This window comes from Acidovorax facilis, assembly GCF_050626955.1.
Taxonomy (GTDB): Bacteria; Pseudomonadota; Gammaproteobacteria; order Burkholderiales; family Burkholderiaceae_C; genus Acidovorax; species Acidovorax facilis.
In genome coordinates this window covers 3,453,075-3,470,481 of sequence record NZ_CP192460.1, presented here as the reverse complement: position 1 = coordinate 3,470,481, position 17,407 = coordinate 3,453,075, and the positions used below count along the sequence as shown (strand labels likewise).

Below are 17,407 nucleotides of genomic sequence, written 5' to 3'. Positions count from 1 at the left end.
ATCGGGCAAGGTTGCCCGGCTCTGTTGTCTGACTGGAGAACTCCCTTGAGCAATGACATGCTGAATGTCGCCGGCATCGCGGTGTCGCCCCACCACTACATCGACGGCCAGCGCGTTGCGTCCGAGATGCGCTTCGATCTGCACTCGCCCATCGACCAGGCGCTGCTGGGCTCCATCAGCGAAGGATCGCCCGCCCATGTGGACGCCGCCGTCACCGCGGCGGCGCGCGCTTTCCCCGCCTGGAGCGCGCTCACGGCGGCGGAGCGCAAACCCTGCCTGGATCGTTTCGCCGCCGAGATTGGAAAACGCGCCGAGGCCTTCTGCACGCTCGAATCCAACGATGCTGGCGTGCTGCTCTCGCGCATGAAGCATGGCGTGGTGCCGCGCGCCATGCTCAACATCAGCTGGTTCGCCGAGCACGCGCTCACGCTGCAAGACCGGCCCATAGAGACGGATCAGGCCACCCACCTCGTGCGCCACGATCCGGCCGGTGTGGTGGCCATCATCACGCCCTGGAATGCGCCGCTGATGTTGGCCACCTGGAAGCTAGGACCGGCCCTGGCCGCGGGCAACTGTGTGGTCGTCAAGCCACCGGAATGGGCACCGCTGACCAGCAGTCTGCTGGCCGACTGTGCGCACGCCGCCGGCCTGCCGCCTGGGGTTTTCAACATCGTGCAGGGCGCGGGCGCCAGCACCGGTGCGCGCCTGGTCAGCGACCCGCGCTTGGCGCGTATCTCGTTCACCGGATCGGTCCCCACGGCCAAGTGGATTGCCCAGTCTGCCGGGGCCAACCTCGTGCCTTGCAGCCTGGAGCTGGGTGGCAAGTCGGCCTTCATCGTGCTGGAGGACGCTGACATCGACAATGCCGCTGCCACCGGCGCACTGATGTACCGCAACGCTGGCCAGGTGTGCCTGGCAGGCACGCGCCTCCTGGTGCACCGCAAGGTGCGCGACGCCTTCGTAGCTGCCTTGCGCGGCCATGTGGAAAAGCTCACCGTGGGCGACCCGCGCGAGGAGGCCACCGAGGTCGGGCCGATCATCCACCCGCGCCAGGTGGAGCGCGTGCACGGTTTTGTGCAGCGCGCCGTGGCCGATGGCGCCACGCTGCTCTGGGGTGGCGCGCACCATTCCTTCGGTGCGCAGTATTACCAGCCCACGCTGCTGGCTGGGGTGCGCCAGGACAGCGAGATCGTGCAGAACGAGGTCTTCGGACCTGTACTCACCCTGCAGGTCTTTGACAGCGACGAAGACGCTATCGCCCTGGCCAACGGCACGGACTACGGCCTGGGTGGCGTCTGCTACGGCGAGATGGAGCATGCGAGCGCCGTGGCGCAGCAGGTGCGCACCGGCTTCATCTGGGTCAACAGCTTTGGCATCCGCGATCTGGCTGCGCCGTTTGGCGGCATCAAGCGCAGCGGTGTGGGCCGCGAGGGCGGGGACTGGAGCTTCGAGTTCTTCTGCGATGTCAAGGATGTGGTGCTGCCCAAAAAGCCGTTCCGCGCAAGTTTCAGCCATCGCTGACCCCACCCCAATCACATGCAGGAGAACACCACCATGGGAAGCATTGTTGGCGCAGCCATCGTCTCGCACCATCCCGGCCTGATGCAATGCGAAGAGTTTCGCGTGCTGCAGGGCGCGGGGGCCGACTCGGACCTTATCCCCGGCTATGCCCGGCTGCGCGCCAAGCTCGCCGAAGCCCGGCCTGACGTGGTCGTCATCTTCGATTCACACTGGTTCACCACGGGCTACCACCTGGTGGATGGGGCCTCACGCTATCAGGGCAACTACATCTCGGATGAGATGCCCTGGTATCTGCACGGCGTGCCCTACAACTACCGGGGCCATCCAGGATTGGCGCTGGAGATCGAGGCCGTCTCGCGCGAACTGGGGGGCTACAACCGCGTCATCAACCATCCCGAACTCGGCCGACAGTACGCCACCATCAATCTGGTCAAGCACCTGCGGTTGGAGCACAGCGACACGCCGGTTGTCACTGTGAGTTCATGCCAGAACTGCGACTGGACGCATTTCGTGAAATCGGGGGAGGCCATTGGCGAGGCCGTGCGCCGCAGCAACCTGCGTGTGGCGCTGCTTGCCTCCGGGGCGCTCAGCCACAAGTTCAACCCCATCGACTGGAAGCCCAACCACCCGCGTATCTTCCATGAGAGCAATGTCTCGCGCCCAGAGAACATCGCGAGTGACAAGGGTGCAATCGAGCTGCTGCAGCAGGGCCGCCATGGCACTGTGCTCGACCGTTGGCAAGACGAATACCGAAAGCTCCCCTGGGAGGCCTTTGGCGCCCACTACCTGCAGATGGTGGGGGCCATGGGGGGCGCGGACTGCCGCGCGCGGGGTGAGACGCTGTCCGCTTACGAGAATGCGCGCGGTACCGGCAATGTGCATATGTGGTTCGATATGCAAGAGGTGGCGGCATGAATTTCGAATTCCCGCTCAAAGAACTGCCCGCCGTGATGCGTGGACCGCGCATGGAGCGCCGCCGCGTTCTGGTGGGTGGCAGTGCCTGCTGGGGCAGCATCGTGGAAGAGGGCGCACAACAAGGGCAATTGCGCCTGGACGATGGCCGCGTGGTGGACTTGGCGACCGTGCAGCACCTGCCACCGGTGTCGCCCAGCAAGATCATCGCCGTGCACATCTCGTACAGCTCGCGCAGCTTCGAGACGCGCAACCAACCCAGGCCGACCGAGACACCCACCTATTTCACCAAGCCGCCGACTTCGGTCAACGGCCATGGCTGCGAGATCCACAAGCCCGCTGACAGCCTGTACCTCAACTACGAAGGCGAATACGCCGTTGTCATTGGCAAGACCTGCCGCAACGTGTTGCCCGATGAAGCCTGGGACTACATCGAAGGCTTTTGCCCTGCCCTGGACATGGGCCTGCAGAATTACCGCGACACCGACCAGGGCAGCATGCTGCGTGTCAAAGGCGCGGACACGCTGCTGCCCATCGGCCCCGGCATTGTGCGCGGCGTGAACATTTTCGAACAGACGCTGCGCACCTATCGCAACGGTCTGGTGGTGCAGGAGGCGCACATCGGCGACGAGACCATCTGGGGCCCGCACTACGTGGTGGCCGATATCGCACGCCACATCACCCTGGTGCCGGGCGACGTGATCCTGATGGGGACGCCTTGCCATTCGCGCTCGGTAGACCCGGGCGACCTGGTGGAGTGCGAGATCACAGGCCTGGGGCGCCTGGCCGGCACGGTGGTTGCCATCCCGGCGCCGCGCGCGTCTGCCCTGGGCGTAGGGCACCAGCCCACCGACAGCCCCGAAGTGCGGCGCGTCGCCTTTGGATTTGACGAACGGGTGCCCGACCCCTTGAAAGCCAACTACCGGCAGGCGGCAAGAGGACGGACCCCATCGCCCTAGTGCTCCGCCTTTGCTTTTGCTTCCCCCGTGATCACGCCACAACAACCTGGAGACAAACCATGAAACCTTCCTTTTCCGCTTCGCGCCGCAGTGTTTTGCAATTTGCGCTGGCGGGCGCAGCTGGGTCTTTGCCGCTGATGGGCCGTGCGCAGTCCATCGACACCGTCAAGATACTGGCCGGTTTTGCCGCTGGCGGCACGGTAGACACCCTGGCCCGCCGTGTGGCCACCCAGCTGGCACCGGCCTACGCCAAGTCGGCTGTGGTGGAGAACAAGACCGGGGCAGGCGGGCAGATCGCCATTGCGACCCTCAAGGCAGCTCCGGCAGACGGTGCCACCCTCCTGGTCACCCCCATGTCCATGTTGGGCATCTACCCCCACACCTACAAAAAGCTGCCCTACGACCCGGCGGTCGATGTCACTCCCGTCTCGCTGGGCGTGGTGTTCGACATGGGGTTTGCCGTGGGGCCACAGGTGCCAGCGTCGGTGAAGACCGTGCCGGAGTTCCTGGAGTGGTGCAAGGCCAACTCGAACGGCGCAAATTTTGGCTCTCCTGCGCCAGGCTCGGTCCCTCACTTCGTGGGTGAACTCATCGCCCGCGCCGGCAAGGTGGACATGAGGCACGTGGGCTTTCGCGGATCGCAGCCTGCCATTCTGGATTTGATGGGCGGCCAGATCGCCGCTGTGTCGGCGCCTGTGGGCGAGTTCTTGCCCCACCTAGCGGGCGGCAAGGTGCGTCTGTTGGCCACTTCGGGTGCCACACGCAACAAGTTCGTGCCCGGTGTGAGCACGCTGGTGGAGCAGGGCTTCAAGGACATGGTCTACGGCGAGTGGTTTGGTTTCTTCCTGCCGGGCAAGGCACCTGCGGATCTGGTGCAGAAGGCCCACACCGCCATTCGTGCCGCGCTGGCCGACAAGGAGGTGATCGCCGGGCTGGCTGCCATGGGGCTGGAGGCCCGTTCGTCCACGCCTGCCGAGCTGGCGGCGCTGCTCAAGTCCGATGGCGAGAAGTGGGGCCCCATCGTGAAGGCCATTGGCTTCACCGCTGAGTCTTGAATACACCCCTGAGTCGCTTCGCGCCTTCCCCCTCAAGGGGGACGCCGCCAGCGCGGCGGGGCGGCCCTTGCGCGGCGGCCGCTGGCCTTGGTCGCGCCGGTCTTCGTGCGGTTGCCACCGTGCACAACCCTGAAGAAAGAACAACAGATGTTTGACGACGCAGTGATCCAGCAACTGGCCCGTGAACTGCACCAGGCCGAGAAGACCCGCGTGCAGGTAGAGCATTTCTCCAGGCGCTACCCCGGTATGACGGTGCAGGACGGCTATGCCATCTCGCGGGCCTGGGTGGCGATGAAGATCGCCGAGGGGCGCACGGTGCGCGGCCACAAGATCGGGCTGACCTCGCGCGCCATGCAGGTCGCCAGCCAGATCACCGAACCTGACTTCGGCACATTGCTGGACGACATGTTTTTTGCCGAAGGTGGCGACATACCCCTGCAGCGCTTTATCCTGCCGCGCGTGGAGGTGGAGCTGGCCTTCGTGCTCAACAAGCCGCTGCGTGGAGAACCTAGGCGCCCTCCGCTAAACATCTTCGACGTGCTGGCCGCCACCGAGTACGTGGTGCCTGCCATCGAGATCATCGACGCGCGCATCGAACAGCACGACCGCCACACGGGTGTGATGCGCAAGGTGTTCGACACCATCTCCGACAACGCCGCCAACGCCGGCATCATCACCGGCGGACGCCCGGTGCGCCCCGATGCGGTGGACCTGCGCTGGTGTGGCGCACTGCTCTACAAGAACGGCGTGATCGAAGAGTCCGGGCTGGCGGCTGCCGTGCTCAACCACCCGGCTACGGGCGTGGCGTGGTTGGTCAACAAGCTCGCCCCGTATGGAGAAGGCCTGGCGGCGGGGGAGGTGGTGCTGGGTGGCTCCTTCACGCGCCCCGTGGCCGCCGCAGCGGGCGACACCTTCCATGCGGACTACGGGCCACTGGGCAATATCGCTTTTCGCTTTGTTTGAGGGCTTGGGTATGCACACCCCTGTGAACACCTTCAAGGCAGCCCTGGCTGCGCGCACGCCGCAGATCGGCCTGTGGTTCGGCCTGGCCCATGGTTATGCGGCCGAGCTGGTGGCGGGTGCTGGTTTTGACTGGTTGCTGCTCGATGGCGAACATGCCCCCAACGATGTGCCGCTCATGCTTGCCCAATTGCAAGGTATTGCCAGCGCACGTGCCCTGTTGGGCACCGGGCCCCACCCGGTGGCGCGCGTGCCCGTGGGCGACACGGCGTTGATCAAGCAGTACCTGGACATTGGTGCGCAGACGCTGCTGGTGCCCATGGTGGATACCCCCGAACAGGCCGCGCAACTGGTGCGCGCCATGCGCTACCCGCAAGACGACGGGCAAGGCGGCATCCGTGGCCTGGGTGCAGGCCTGGCGCGTGCTTCGCAGTGGATGCGCTACCCGGGCTACCTCACGGAGGCCAATGCTCAGGTCTGTCTGCTGGTGCAGGCCGAGAGCACGCTGGCCATTCAGAACCTGGATGCGATCGCCGCCACGCCGGGGGTGGATGGCGTCTTCTTTGGCCCGGCGGATCTGTCAGCCAGCATGGGTCACGTAGGCAACCCTGGGCACCCCGATGTCCAGGCCGTGATCGAAGACGGAATACGCCGCGTGCTGGGAGCCGGCAAGGCCCCGGGCATTCTGATGGCCGACGAGACGCTGGCACGCCGCTATCTGGAGCTGGGCGCCGTCTTCGTCGCTGTGGGGGTGGACACCAACGTTCTGGTGGCGGCCATGCGGGACCTGGCGGCACGCTACGGCAGGCCGGTGAGCCTGGCTCCCTCCCGCAATGCACGATCGGTGGCCGTGTACTGATTCTGGCAGGCGCAGGGCCAGCGACCGGGGGCCTACCCTGGTGGCCGCAGCCGAAGCTTGTCCGCTGGATTGTCTGGCGCAGCGCTGGCAGGAGCCCTGGGATCGTCGCCCAGCGGCGGCCGGGCCGCTGAAGCTGGCTCGGCGGCGTTGCGCGAGCGGATGGCCACGCCCCCTGGGTGCCGCTCGCTGTCCTGCCCCAGGATAGCCCGTGCCGGGGTGGAGCCCACGCGGGCGCGCAGCGTGTCAATGGCCTCCTGCAATGGCTCGGGCGAGGCCATGCGTGCCCGGTGACGCAGCAGCACCTGCTGGGACATGTCCACCAGCTTGGAGTTGAGCGTTCGCTCGGCCTCTGCCAGCAGATGATGGACGGCACCGGTCGGGTCTCCGTGCAGGCTTTGCGCGATGGCGGCCTCGGCGGTTTTGTTGATGTGGACCAGGCATTCGCGCACCAGGTCGCCATACGGCGTGTGCAGGTTGCAGGCATTGGCCAGAAGCTCGGTCAGGCCGCGCGTGTTGGCATAGCGCATGCCCAGCGCACGCACCCAGCCTTCGCCGTCGGCCAGATCAATCGACGTGACGGCCAGCACCGCCAGCAGGCTGCCCAGGTTGCAAGCGGCCTCGAAATCAAAGCTGCTGGCCGTGATCTCGCGTGCCATGCTGCGCACCGACTCCACTGCTTGCGAGAACTGCCGCTGCTGGATGAGCTGCAGCGTGCGGGCCACCTCGGCAAAACGCTGCACGCGGGCGCTGCCCTGGTGGCGCTCCAGAATGCGGCCAAAGTCGGCCATGCAGCGTTCGATGCCCTTGCGGTCGTTCTCGGCAAAGTACGAGAACGTGAGCAGCACCAGCGACTGGAAGTCAAACAGCTTGGAGTCGATGCCCAGGATGGCAGCCCGCGCCAGCACCTTGGTGGCGGTTTCGCGGTCGCCCATGTAGTACGACATCATCCCAAGCTTCTGCAGCCGCACCACCGAATCCGGCGTCAGGCCGCTGGCCGTGCGGTAGGTTTCGATGGCCTGCGAGAAATTGCCCAGCTCCACCTGCGCCCGGCCCAGCACGTCGTAGGCATCGGCAAACGAGGCGTCTTCGCCAATCAGCTCCTGCAAGGTGGTCACGGCGCGCGCCGCCTGGCCCGACTCGATCTGCGCACGTGCCACGCCCAGTTTGGCCCAGGGCAGGGCGCGCGCGGCAATAACGGCTTCAAACAGCGTGCGGGCCTCGTCGTGGCGACCCAGGCGCAGCAGCAACTCGGAGCCAATGCGCGCGGCGTACAGCCAATAGGGTTGGCGAGACTCAAATCGCTCCACACACAGTTGGGCGGCACGCTCAAAATCTTCGGCTTCGATGGCGTCAAAAATGGGTCGCAGATGGATCTTGCGCAGCCGCGCCAGGCTGAGACGCTCGAACAGTGCGCTGGGGGTGAAGGGCTTGAGCAGATACCCGTCCAGCGCCGACTCGGCGGCCTCGGCCACGGCGGCATACGACGCCTCGGCCGTGACCATGAAAAACACGGTGGAAAACGGCAGCAGCTGTGCGCGCCGCAGATCGTCCAGCAAGGTCTGGCCCGAGTAGCCGCTTTCGCCAAAGTATTGTTCGCACAGCACGTAGTCAAACACGGTGTGCTCCAGCCGGTTGCGTGCGTCCTGCACACGGCTGCATTGCACGATGCGGGTCACGCCGTACTCACGCAGCTGCCCCACCAGAATGCTGCGTGATGTGGCATTGCTGTCAACAATCAAGGCCAGCACCTGGGGTGGGGCGGATTGTTCTTTCTCGGTTGCCATCGGTGGTGTGTACCGGCCCTGCTGCTGGCGTGGATAGGGGAAGCCCCCAGTGTAAGGGCGACCCGCACGGCGCAAATGCCGGGCAAACCCGCTGCGTGCGCGGCTTGCGACACAATCCCCCATCGCAGGCCCGGCATGGGGACTGGCAAGCGCGCTCAACTACTCCGATGAGGCTCATGGAACACGACGACATTCTGCGGGTGGCCACCTACAACATCCACAAGGGCGTACAAGGCATCGGCCCGGCGCGCCGGCTGGAGATCCACAACCTGGGGCTGGCGGTGGAGCAGCTCGACGCCGACATCGTCTGCCTTCAGGAGGTGCGCAAACTTCACCGGCGGGAACAGGCGTATTTCCAGCGCTGGCCCGAGTTGCCCCAGGCCGAGTTCCTGGCCCCCGAGGGCTACGAGGCGGTGTACCGCACCAACGCCATCACCAAACACGGCGAGCACGGGAATGCCCTGCTATCGCGCTGGCCCGTGATCGGCCACCAGCACGAAGACATTTCCGACCACCGCTTCGAGCAGCGGGGGCTGCTGCATGTGGAGGTGGACGCCCATGGCCGCCGCGTGCATGTGATCGTGGTGCACCTGGGGCTCATCCCTGGCAGCCGCATCCGCCAGATCGAACGCTTGCAGCGTTTTATCGAACGCGAGGTTCCTGGTGGCGCCCCGTTGGTGGTGGCCGGAGACTTCAACGACTGGGGCCAGCAGATCAAGCGCATGCTCGCGGGCTATTTTCTGTACGAGTTTGATGCACCGCGCACCTTCACCTACCCGGCTCGGCTGCCGCTGGCGCAACTGGACCATGTCTATGTGCGGGGCCTGACGCCGCTGTCCCTGCACGTGCCCAAGGGCCGCATCTGGTGGCGCATGTCCGACCATTTGCCGTTGATTGCCGAGTTCAGGCTGTGATGCTCCCCCCCTGTGTCGCCTTCGGCGCCTTCCCCCTGAGGGGGACGACACCCACGCTGCGGGGCGGCCCTTGCTTGGTGTCCCGCGCCTTGGCCGCGCCAGTTTCGCCGCGAGTTGGTGGCGGCCTGCAGAGATGAGAAGAAAGTCTTCCGCCACGCTGCGTGGATTCGAGTTTGCCGATGACCACCAGGTACGCCTGCTGCAAGGGGCCGAGGAGCTGTTCCCTGCCTTGATCCAGGCCATGGATGCGGCCTTGTCGGACATCCAGTTCGAGACCTACATTTTTGACTTCACTGGCGCAGGCGCTGCAGTGGCCGAGGCGCTGATGCGGGCTGCCGCGCGCGGCGTGCGCACCCAGCTGGTGGTAGACGGCGTGGGCACCGGCGCCTTACCACACGACTGGGCGCAGCGCCTGCAGGCGGCCGGCGTGCAATACCGCGTGTACTCGCCGCTCGGCCCGCTGGGGTTGCTGCTGCCGCACCGCTGGCGCAGGCTGCACCGCAAGCTGTGTGTGGTCGATGGCCGCATGCTGTTTTGCGGCGGCATCAACGTGCTGGATGATTTTCACGACCCCAACTACGGTACGCTGGATGCGCCGCGTTTCGACTTTGCGGTGCTGGCCACGGGCAGCCTGGTGGCGTCGGCCAGCGAGACCATGGACCAGCTGTGGTGGCGCATGCAGGCCGTGCGCGACGCGCGCCAGCGCCGCCTGCCCGAAGCCTTGCAGGCCCTGCGCGCGGCCAGCGCCGCCCAGCACGCGGCCCGGGTCGCCCAGGCAGGCCCGCCCATGCGGGCTGCGCTGGTGCTGCGCGACAACGTGCGCAACCGCAGCCGCATCGAGAAGGCCTACCGCAAGGCCATTGGCGCGGCGCGGCACGAAGTGATCATCGCCAACGCGTATTTCATGCCCGGCGGCAAGCTGCGCCGTGCGCTGGTGATGGCTGCGCGCCGGGGCGTGCGCGTGCGCCTGCTGCTGCAGGGGCGTTATGAATACTTCATGCAGTACCACGCGGCGCGGCCGGTGTATGGCGCGCTGCTGGAGGCGGGGGTGGAGATTCATGAATACGCGCCCAGCTTTTTGCACGCCAAGGTGGCTGTCATCGACGCGCTGGGCGACAAACCCTGGGCTACCGTGGGCTCGTCCAACCTCGACCCCCTGAGCCTGCTGCTGGCGCGCGAAGCCAACGTGGTGGTGGAAGACGCCGCCTTTGCCACCGACCTGCGCCAGCGCCTGGTGCATGCCATGCAGCATGCCGGTCGGCGCATGGACCCGGCCCGGTACGCAGGCCGCCCCCTGCGCCAGCGCGTGCTCGACCGCGTTGCCTTTGGCCTCATGCGGCTGGCGTTGTGGGTTACCGGAAACAGGTACTGAGCAGGCCCCCATAGGGCGCTGCGCGCCCCGCACGCGCCATTTGCCTGCGCCTGGGCCGTGGGCAGGTGGCATGAACGACGGAATCCTGCAAGGCATTGTGCTATTGTTTTGATAGCTTTTTGCGCTTGTCTATCAAGCGCTGGATGCCTAAAACCCTTGAACTCCATGCGCCAGCGTTCGCTGTTACGATTCTGGCCATGTCCAGCCAACCCGCCGCCGATATGACGCCCACCCCGCCGGATGATGAAGGCACGCCTGTCTCCGTGAAGATTCGCGAACGCCTTGCCGCCGCCCGCAAGCGCTTTCACGCCAATGACAACATTGCCGAATTCATCGAGCCCGGCGAGCTGGAAAAGCTGCTCGACGAGGTCGAAGTCAAGATGCAGGGCGTGCTCGACAGCCTGGTGATCAACACCCAGGGCGACCACAACACCAACAACACCGCGCGCCGCGTGGCCAAGATGTACCTCAACGAGGTGTTCAAGGGCCGCTACGTGGCGCAGCCGCCCATCACCGAGTTCCCCAACGCCGAGCACCTCAACGAACTGATGATCGTGGGCCCGCTCACCGTGCGCAGCGCCTGCAGCCACCACTTCTGCCCCGTCATCGGCAAGATCTGGATCGGCGTGATGCCCAACGAGCACACCAACGTGATCGGCCTGAGCAAATACGCACGCCTGGTGGACTGGATCATGGGCCGCCCCCAGATCCAGGAAGAAGCCGTGGTGCAACTGGCCGACCTGATCATGGAAAAGACCCAGCCCGACGGCCTGGCCATCGTCATGGAAGCCAGCCACTTCTGCATGTCCTGGCGCGGTGTGCGGGACAACGACAGCCGGATGATCAACTCGGTCATGCGCGGCGTGTTCCTCAAGGACAGCGCTCTGCGTCGTGAATTTTTGTCCCTCATTCCTGGAAAGAACTGACCATGCTGGTACGCCTGCTTTACGCCAGTCGCGCGGTCGATACCTCGCCCGCCGCCATCGAAGCCATCCTGACGCAGTCGCGCCAGCACAACCCAGGCTCCGGCATCACCGGCGTGCTGTGCTACGGCGGCGGCGTGTTTCTGCAAGCCATCGAGGGCGGACGCTCAGCGGTGAGCGAGCTGTATGGCCACATCCAGAAGGACCCGCGCCACAAGAACGTGGAACTGCTGCACTACGAAGAAATCGCCGAGCGCCGCTTTGGTGGCTGGACCATGGGGCAGGTCAACCTGTCCAAGATCAACCACTCGATCCTGCTGAAATACTCCGAAAAGCCCGAACTGGACCCGTATGCGGTGTCGGGCAAGGTGTCGTTTGCGTTGCTCGAAGAGTTGATGGCCACGGCCTCCATCATCGGAAGGGCTTAGAGATCACCCCCCTGAGGCGCTGTGCGCCTTCCCCCCGCTCTCGCACCGCTGCGCGGTGCGGGCAGGGGGACGCCACCGGTGCGGCGGGGCGGCCCTTGCACGGTGGCCGCCGGATTGGTCCACGCCAGTTGCGGGCGCTGTGGGCGGTACGCAGGTCTTGAATCGACAAACTCTTTAGCGCCACACCAAGCCGCAGCCCCCATGGAGCTGCGGCTTTTTCCATTCAAGCTGCTCCTTTTCACCCGTGACCTTCACCGCCTTCGCCCTCATCATCCTCGCTGGCCTCATCCACGCGTGCTGGAACATCGTGGCCAAGAAGGCCGGGGGTGACTCGCGGTTTGCGTTCTTCACCTCGGTGATCATGATGCTCGTCTGGGCGCCGCTGGGCTGGTACCTGGGGCGCGATGCGGTGCCGCAGTGGGGCGCGGTGGAGTGGGGTTTTGTCGCCGCCAGCGGGCTGCTGCATGTGGCGTACTTCGTCATCCTGCTGCGCGGCTACCGTGTGGCGGACCTCACCGTGGTCTATCCGCTGGCGCGCGGCTCGGGGCCGCTCTTGTCGTCGCTGGTGGCCATCACGCTGCTGGGCGAGCAGATCTCCGCGCTGGGCGCTTTGGGCATCGTGGGTGTGGTCGGGGGCGTGTTTCTGATCGCGGGTGGCCCGGGCCTGCTGCGCGCCGCTCATGACCCTGCCGCGCGGGCGCGGGTGCACAAAGGCATGCTGTACGGCCTGCTCACGGGGGCCTTCATTGCCAGCTACACGGTGGTCGACGGCTATGCGGTCAAGTTTCTGCTGATGTCGCCCATTCTGGTGGACTACATGGGCAACTTTGTGCGTGTGGGCCTGCTCGCGCCCGTGGTGCTGCGCGACCTGCCCACGGCCCGCACGCTCTGGCTGGCGCAGTGGCGTTTTGCGCTGCTGGTGGCGGTAGTGAGCCCAGTGGCCTATGTGCTGGTGCTGTACGCCATGCAGCAGGCGCCCCTGTCGCACGTGGCCCCGGCGCGCGAGGTGTCCATGCTGTTTGCGGCGCTGATTGGCGGGCACCTGCTGGGCGAGGGTGACCGCGTGGCGCGCATCTTTGGCGCGCTGTGCATTGCGGCAGGCGTCACGGCGCTGGCCTTGGGATGACGGCCGCCGCACAACAACCCCTGCTGCTGGGCTGCGATTTCTCCAGCAGTCCCACGCGGCGCAAGCCCATCGTGCTGGCGCTGGGCCTGCGCCAGGGCGCGCGCGTGTCGCTCACCACGCTGCAGCCGTTCGACACCCTGGCCGCGTTCGGCCAGTGGCTGGCCCAGCCCGGCGACTGGGTGGGCGGGTTCGACCTGCCCTTTGGCCTGCCGCGCGAGCTGGTGCAGGCGCTGGGTTGGCCCACCGACTGGCATGCCTGCATGCTGCACTACCGCAGCCTCAGCCGCGAGCAGATCCGCGCGCAGTTTGCGGCGTTCTGCGATGCGCGCCCCGTGGGCGGCAAGTTTGCCCACCGCGCCACCGATGGGCCCGCAGGCTCCAGCCCCTCCATGAAATGGGTGAATCCGCCCGTGGCCTACATGCTGCACGCGGGCCTGCCACTGCTGCTGGATGCGGGTGTGCACCTGCCCGGCCTGCACCCTGGCGCCCCTCACCGCGTGGCGCTGGAGGCCTACCCCGGCCTGCTGGCGCGCGAGGTGCTGCAGCGCCGCAGCTACAAAAGCGACGACCGCGCCAAGCAGACGCCGGATCGCCTCATTGCCCGCAAGGACCTGATCAACGCCTTGGAACTGGGCCAGACCCGCCTGGACCTGCGCCTCAAGCTCAGCCACGCCCAGCGCGATGCGTTGGTGCAGGACGCCAGCGGCGACAGCCTGGACGCTGTGCTGTGCCTGCTGCAAGCCGCCTGGGCCGAGCAGCACCATGCTGAGGGCGACGCACTCTATGGTCTGCCGCCGGGGCTCGACCCGCTGGAAGGCTGGATCGTCACGGCGGATAAGCCCTGACTGACGAACCTGCCGCTTTTCAGGGCATCGGCCCTGCGCAGGCTCAGTAGCATGGGTGGAAGTCGCCGGATGCTTTGTTTGCCCATGCCTTTCGCCCCCCGCCTTTTGTTCGCGCTGGTCCTGCTGGCCCCTCTGCTGGTACAGGCCGCCCCCGCGCCCTGGTATTACTGGCGCAGCCTGGTCGATGGCCAGCGCGTGTGTGCACAAACCTCGCCCGGCCACGGCTGGGAGCGCGACAGCGCTGCCTATGAAGGCCCTGGCTGCCAGCCCCGGCGCAAGGTGCTGATCGTGCCCATGCGGTAGCTGTGGCTGGCTGCCAATGGCTTCTGGTGATTGCGGTGCTTGTTATAAAAATAATAGCTACTAGCGCTTGCTGGATAAGCGCTAGAGGCCAAAATTGCTTGCATTAATGTGTGTACATTCGATAATGGCACGCATGACTGAATTGATCCTGATCCGCCACGGCGAGACCGACTGGAACCGCGAGCTGCGCTTTCAGGGCCACGTGGATGTGCCCCTCAACGCCACCGGCCACGAACAGGCCCGCCGCCTGGCTGAGCGTCTGGCTGCAGAGCGCCCGGTGGTGCACCACCTCATCTGCAGCGACCTCATCCGCACCCAGCAGACCGCCACACCCAGCCTGCAGGTGCTGTTCCCTGAGGCCCGCATCGACACCCTCACCGACAGCGCCCTGCGCGAGCAAAACTTTGGCGTGGTGGACGGCAAGCGCGTGGATGACGTCAAGCTGGAGCACGCCGACGCATGGAACCAGTGGCTGCGTTTTGAAGCCGACTACGGCATGCCCGGCGGCGAGACCACCCGCCAGTTCCACACCCGCGTGATGGACGCTGTCTACCGCATCGCGCAGCAGCACAGCGGCCAGACGGTGATGGTGGTCACCCATGGCGGCGTGCTCGACATGATCTGGCGCACTGCGCGTGGCACCGGGCTGGACGGCCCGCGCCAGAGCGACATCCCCAACGCGGGGCTCAACCGCGTGCGGGTGAGTGGCGAGGCGGTGGAAGTGCTGGACTGGGCCGATGTGCGGCACCTGGCGGATTTGCCGGAGCAGCCGGTGTATGACCAGACGAAGTTGGTGGTGCGGTGAGGTCAGAGAGTGGGAAGTCGGCTCGGATGGTCACGCGTCATAAATCAAGACTCGCGCAACTCATCTGCGACGGTTTGAAGTGCGTAAAGCATGCCGAAGAGCTCTTCGGGGTGATACCGAAAAATTGCCTTTTTTAGTGGGGCGCCCTCAGCAATCCACTTTTCTTCAAGCGTTGCGTACTGGTCTTCTGATAGCCCATCATAGCGCTCCCATGGATACCGTAAGGCGACAAAGTTCTGTCCCCATTCCTTGAAAAGGCTTTGGGCATTGTCCGTTAAGCCGGACGGCCCAATTCGCTCTCCTGCCAGGCGGATAAGGCGATCTTGCAGATCTTCCGGCAAGCGCTTGAACAGCTTGTCATATCTATGCCCGTGTGCCTTTTCATGGAGCGTTTTCTCAAAAACCACTTTGAGCAAAAGCTCCATGCCTAGCAAGCGCAGCAAATACTGGGAATCAAATTGATCGCCGTCGTCTGATGCGTTATGGAGCAATTCCGAGTCACTCAATCTTTGAAGTGCCTGCTGGTGCATCAGTCTCAGACGCAACTTGTTGATCTGTGAGGCGGGCTTTTTGTACTTTTCAGGTAGCCCCAATTGCTTGTTCACTAACCGCACCTGCTTCGCCAATCGCACCGACTCCGGCTGCCCATTCACCAACGGCTGCAACACGTTCTGCACCGCCCCCCACTGCCCATTACGCTGCAGCGCATCCACCCAGATCTGGTGGAACAAATCCCGCTGCGCATGGCTGCCGCCAATCTCCACCAGCCGGGGCAGGGCCACGCCCAGCTTCTCCACCGCCGTGGCCCAGTCGCCCTGCGCATGTGCCAGAAGGCCGTGCGCTGCAGGCACACACACCTGCTGCCACACAGTGCGCTCGTGCGCCTCGGTGCGGGTGTTTGCGTGGGCCTCAAGGTTACTTTGCAGCGTGCGCGCGGCCTCCATGCGCCCGGCGCGGGCCAGGCCGTAGAGGTATTGCAGGTCCAGGAAGGGCAACACGTGGTCGGCCAGACGCAGTGCCAGGTGGTCGGCCACGTCGGCCCATCGATCCCCCACATCCACGCCCGCCAGCTCCAGCCGAGCGAGCAGTGACACGGCGCCGATCTGGTCCTGCGTGTATTCCTTGACCACCCCCCAGACTTGGCTGTCATACAGCGCCAGCACTTCGGCGTGCCGGTCCTGCTCCAGCAGAAAGAGCGCCTGGTGCCACCAGTTGTGCGTGACCATGAAGGAGTTCAGGCCCGTCCAGGTGTCGCTCATGCTGGCCATGAAGTCGGTACCTTCGCGGATGCGTCCCTGCGTCAGCATCACGTGTGCCAGGGCGTGGTGGGCCCAGGGCTCCTTGCGGCACAGGTCGATGGCGTGGCGGGCGGAGGCCTCGGCGCGCTCGAGCAAATGGCATTGCTCCCAGCCAAAGGCCAGCATGCCGTGCAGGTAAGGCACATCGGCGGCGGCAGGCACAGCCTGCAGGGCCAGGCGCAGCATGCCGGGCGAGTCCCCCCGGTTGAACAAATGGTATTGACCGAGCTTGAGCGATGCCAGGTCGCGTGGAAACAGGCGCGCCTGCTCTTCATGCAGCGCAATCGCACGGGGCAGGTCGCCATCCACCCAGGCAGCCACGGCGGCGACAAAACGTTGCTCGCAGTCACTGGCTTGTGGGGCGTTGGCCAGTGCCTGGTTGATGAAGGGGCGCGCGTCGCGCGGTGCGTCGGCCGATTCGGCAAACATGTGCAGCGCCGCGCAACTGGCCTGCACGATGGGGCTGGTGTCTGCGGCTGCGTTCAGCACATTCACCGCGCGGGCTTCGCAGGCGATGAAGCCTTCGACAAAGTCGTTCAGGGCGGCGGCGCTTGCCGGGTCCTGCAAGGTGACGGGGTTGCCCAGGCTATCGGTCGTGCGGGTGTGCGTGGAGGATGGCATGGGGCATTGTTAGGGGTGGTGGATCAGCCGCCCTTGATCAGCGTCAGATAGGCCTTGCGGGTGTCGGCAGACACAGAGGCCACCAACTGCTCGTGCGGCGTCTGGTGGCGCGCCAGCATGCGGGCCGTGGCAATGGTCTTGGATTTGCAGAACCAGTGGCAGGTGTGCTGCATGAGGAACAGTTCGGCCGTCATCATGAAGGCCCGGTCCTTGGGCGCGAGGTGGCTAGTGTTCTGCACCACGTGCGCAATGCCGCGCGCGTGGATGGCCAGGGCCTTGCGCATGTCGAAGGTGAAGCTGGGCAATATCTTCTCGGCAAAGGGGATCGCCATTGCCAGGCGGCTGACGCGTGTGGTGGCCTCGGGCTCCTTGGCAAAGTCGGCGGCAAACCGGCTGAATTGCTCGGTGAGTTGCGCCTCGGTGGTGCTCAGCAGGCTCCAGATCTGCTGGCGGCGCTCGTCCGTGCTTTCGCCCAGGGCGCGCAGGTAGCCGTCGGTCAGGGCTTCCATGAGCTTTTCGATCTGGTAGTTGGCCAGGTGGCTGCCCAGCAGCGCAATGCGCTTGCGCTGCTCTTTGGCGTTGAGCATGTAGGTGCCGGTGGCGATCAGGATCGCCAGGATGAGGATGTCCATGCGGTGTGGTGCGTTCGTACAGGGGGTGGGAGAGTGGTGGCCCAGGGTGGCCCGGTGTCTGCCAACAAACCCCCAAGGTTACCAACAACC

General features: G+C 65.4%; 16 protein-coding genes and 1 pseudogene. 14 read left to right on the top strand and 3 right to left on the bottom strand.

Translation table 11 applies throughout. From position 1 onward, the window contains the following. The first annotated feature begins 57 nt into the window (after positions 1-57). From ACQ4MJ_RS15860 to ACQ4MJ_RS15835, 6 genes are all read left to right on the top strand, one after another. Positions 58-1,521: an aldehyde dehydrogenase family protein gene (locus ACQ4MJ_RS15860; RefSeq protein WP_431173651.1), complete on the top strand. Its 1,464-nt coding sequence runs from the start codon at positions 58-60 to the stop codon at positions 1,519-1,521. 33 nt (positions 1,522-1,554) lie between these two features. Continuing rightward, a complete protein-coding gene (locus tag ACQ4MJ_RS15855; RefSeq protein ID WP_121423055.1) occupies positions 1,555-2,436 on the top strand; it encodes an extradiol ring-cleavage dioxygenase in 882 nt (293 codons plus the stop codon). Then, positions 2,433-3,392 (top strand): fumarylacetoacetate hydrolase family protein, encoded by a 960-nt coding sequence (locus ACQ4MJ_RS15850; RefSeq protein ID WP_431151999.1) that lies wholly within the window; start codon positions 2,433-2,435, stop codon positions 3,390-3,392. The genes ACQ4MJ_RS15855 and ACQ4MJ_RS15850 overlap by 4 nt, the downstream gene beginning before the upstream one ends. Before the next feature lie 59 nt (positions 3,393-3,451). Continuing rightward, complete coding sequence (locus ACQ4MJ_RS15845; RefSeq protein WP_121422482.1) at positions 3,452-4,447, top strand: Bug family tripartite tricarboxylate transporter substrate binding protein; 996 nt, start codon at positions 3,452-3,454, stop codon at positions 4,445-4,447. A 147-nt stretch (positions 4,448-4,594) separates the two neighbouring features. Continuing rightward, positions 4,595-5,410, top strand: coding sequence for a 2-oxo-hept-4-ene-1,7-dioate hydratase (gene hpaH / locus ACQ4MJ_RS15840; RefSeq protein WP_431152000.1), 816 nt, complete (start codon positions 4,595-4,597; stop codon positions 5,408-5,410). Positions 5,411-5,420: 10 nt separating this feature from the next. Next, entirely contained in the window at positions 5,421-6,266 is an 846-nt protein-coding gene (locus ACQ4MJ_RS15835) for an aldolase/citrate lyase family protein (protein ID WP_431152001.1), read from the top strand. A 32-nt stretch (positions 6,267-6,298) separates the two neighbouring features. On the opposite strand, the gene ACQ4MJ_RS15830 is transcribed toward ACQ4MJ_RS15835, so the two are convergent. Then, a complete protein-coding gene (locus ACQ4MJ_RS15830) occupies positions 6,299-8,050 on the bottom strand; it encodes a tetratricopeptide repeat protein (RefSeq protein WP_431152002.1) in 1,752 nt (583 codons plus the stop codon). A gap of 176 nt (positions 8,051-8,226) precedes the next feature. On the opposite strand from ACQ4MJ_RS15830, the gene ACQ4MJ_RS15825 reads away from it, so the two are divergent. From ACQ4MJ_RS15825 to ACQ4MJ_RS15790, 8 genes are all read left to right on the top strand, one after another. After that, positions 8,227-8,964: an endonuclease/exonuclease/phosphatase family protein gene (locus ACQ4MJ_RS15825; RefSeq protein WP_055399101.1), complete on the top strand. Its 738-nt coding sequence runs from the start codon at positions 8,227-8,229 to the stop codon at positions 8,962-8,964. Positions 8,965-9,097: 133 nt separating this feature from the next. Continuing rightward, entirely contained in the window at positions 9,098-10,336 is a 1,239-nt protein-coding gene (gene clsB / locus ACQ4MJ_RS15820) for a cardiolipin synthase ClsB (protein WP_431152004.1), read from the top strand. A 197-nt stretch (positions 10,337-10,533) separates the two neighbouring features. Further along, entirely contained in the window at positions 10,534-11,262 is a 729-nt protein-coding gene (folE, locus tag ACQ4MJ_RS15815) for a GTP cyclohydrolase I (RefSeq protein WP_055399357.1), read from the top strand. Positions 11,263-11,264: 2 nt separating this feature from the next. Beyond that, positions 11,265-11,687 carry a BLUF domain-containing protein gene (locus tag ACQ4MJ_RS15810; protein WP_055399097.1) on the top strand — a complete coding sequence of 141 codons (423 nt, stop codon included), beginning with the start codon at positions 11,265-11,267 and terminating at the stop codon, positions 11,685-11,687. 244 nt (positions 11,688-11,931) lie between these two features. After that, entirely contained in the window at positions 11,932-12,813 is an 882-nt protein-coding gene (locus ACQ4MJ_RS15805; RefSeq protein ID WP_431152005.1) for an EamA family transporter, read from the top strand. After that, positions 12,810-13,658, top strand: a complete 849-nt coding sequence (locus ACQ4MJ_RS15800) for a DUF429 domain-containing protein (RefSeq protein WP_431152006.1) — start codon at positions 12,810-12,812, stop codon at positions 13,656-13,658. Before ACQ4MJ_RS15805 ends, ACQ4MJ_RS15800 begins: the two co-directional genes overlap by 4 nt. Positions 13,659-13,742: 84 nt before the next feature. Next, positions 13,743-13,961, top strand: coding sequence for a hypothetical protein (locus tag ACQ4MJ_RS15795; protein ID WP_431152007.1), 219 nt, complete (start codon positions 13,743-13,745; stop codon positions 13,959-13,961). 133 nt (positions 13,962-14,094) lie between these two features. Further along, positions 14,095-14,766 (top strand): histidine phosphatase family protein, encoded by a 672-nt coding sequence (locus tag ACQ4MJ_RS15790; protein ID WP_209817548.1) that lies wholly within the window; start codon positions 14,095-14,097, stop codon positions 14,764-14,766. A gap of 581 nt (positions 14,767-15,347) precedes the next feature. Here the strand turns inward: ACQ4MJ_RS15790 and ACQ4MJ_RS15785 are convergent. Both ACQ4MJ_RS15785 and ACQ4MJ_RS15780 read right to left on the bottom strand, forming a co-directional pair. After that, a pseudogene (locus ACQ4MJ_RS15785) lies at positions 15,348-16,685 on the bottom strand (tetratricopeptide repeat protein); the annotation flags it as partial. A 23-nt stretch (positions 16,686-16,708) separates the two neighbouring features. After that, entirely contained in the window at positions 16,709-17,317 is a 609-nt protein-coding gene (locus tag ACQ4MJ_RS15780; RefSeq protein ID WP_055399085.1) for a hypothetical protein, read from the bottom strand. Positions 17,318-17,407 lie beyond the last annotated feature (90 nt).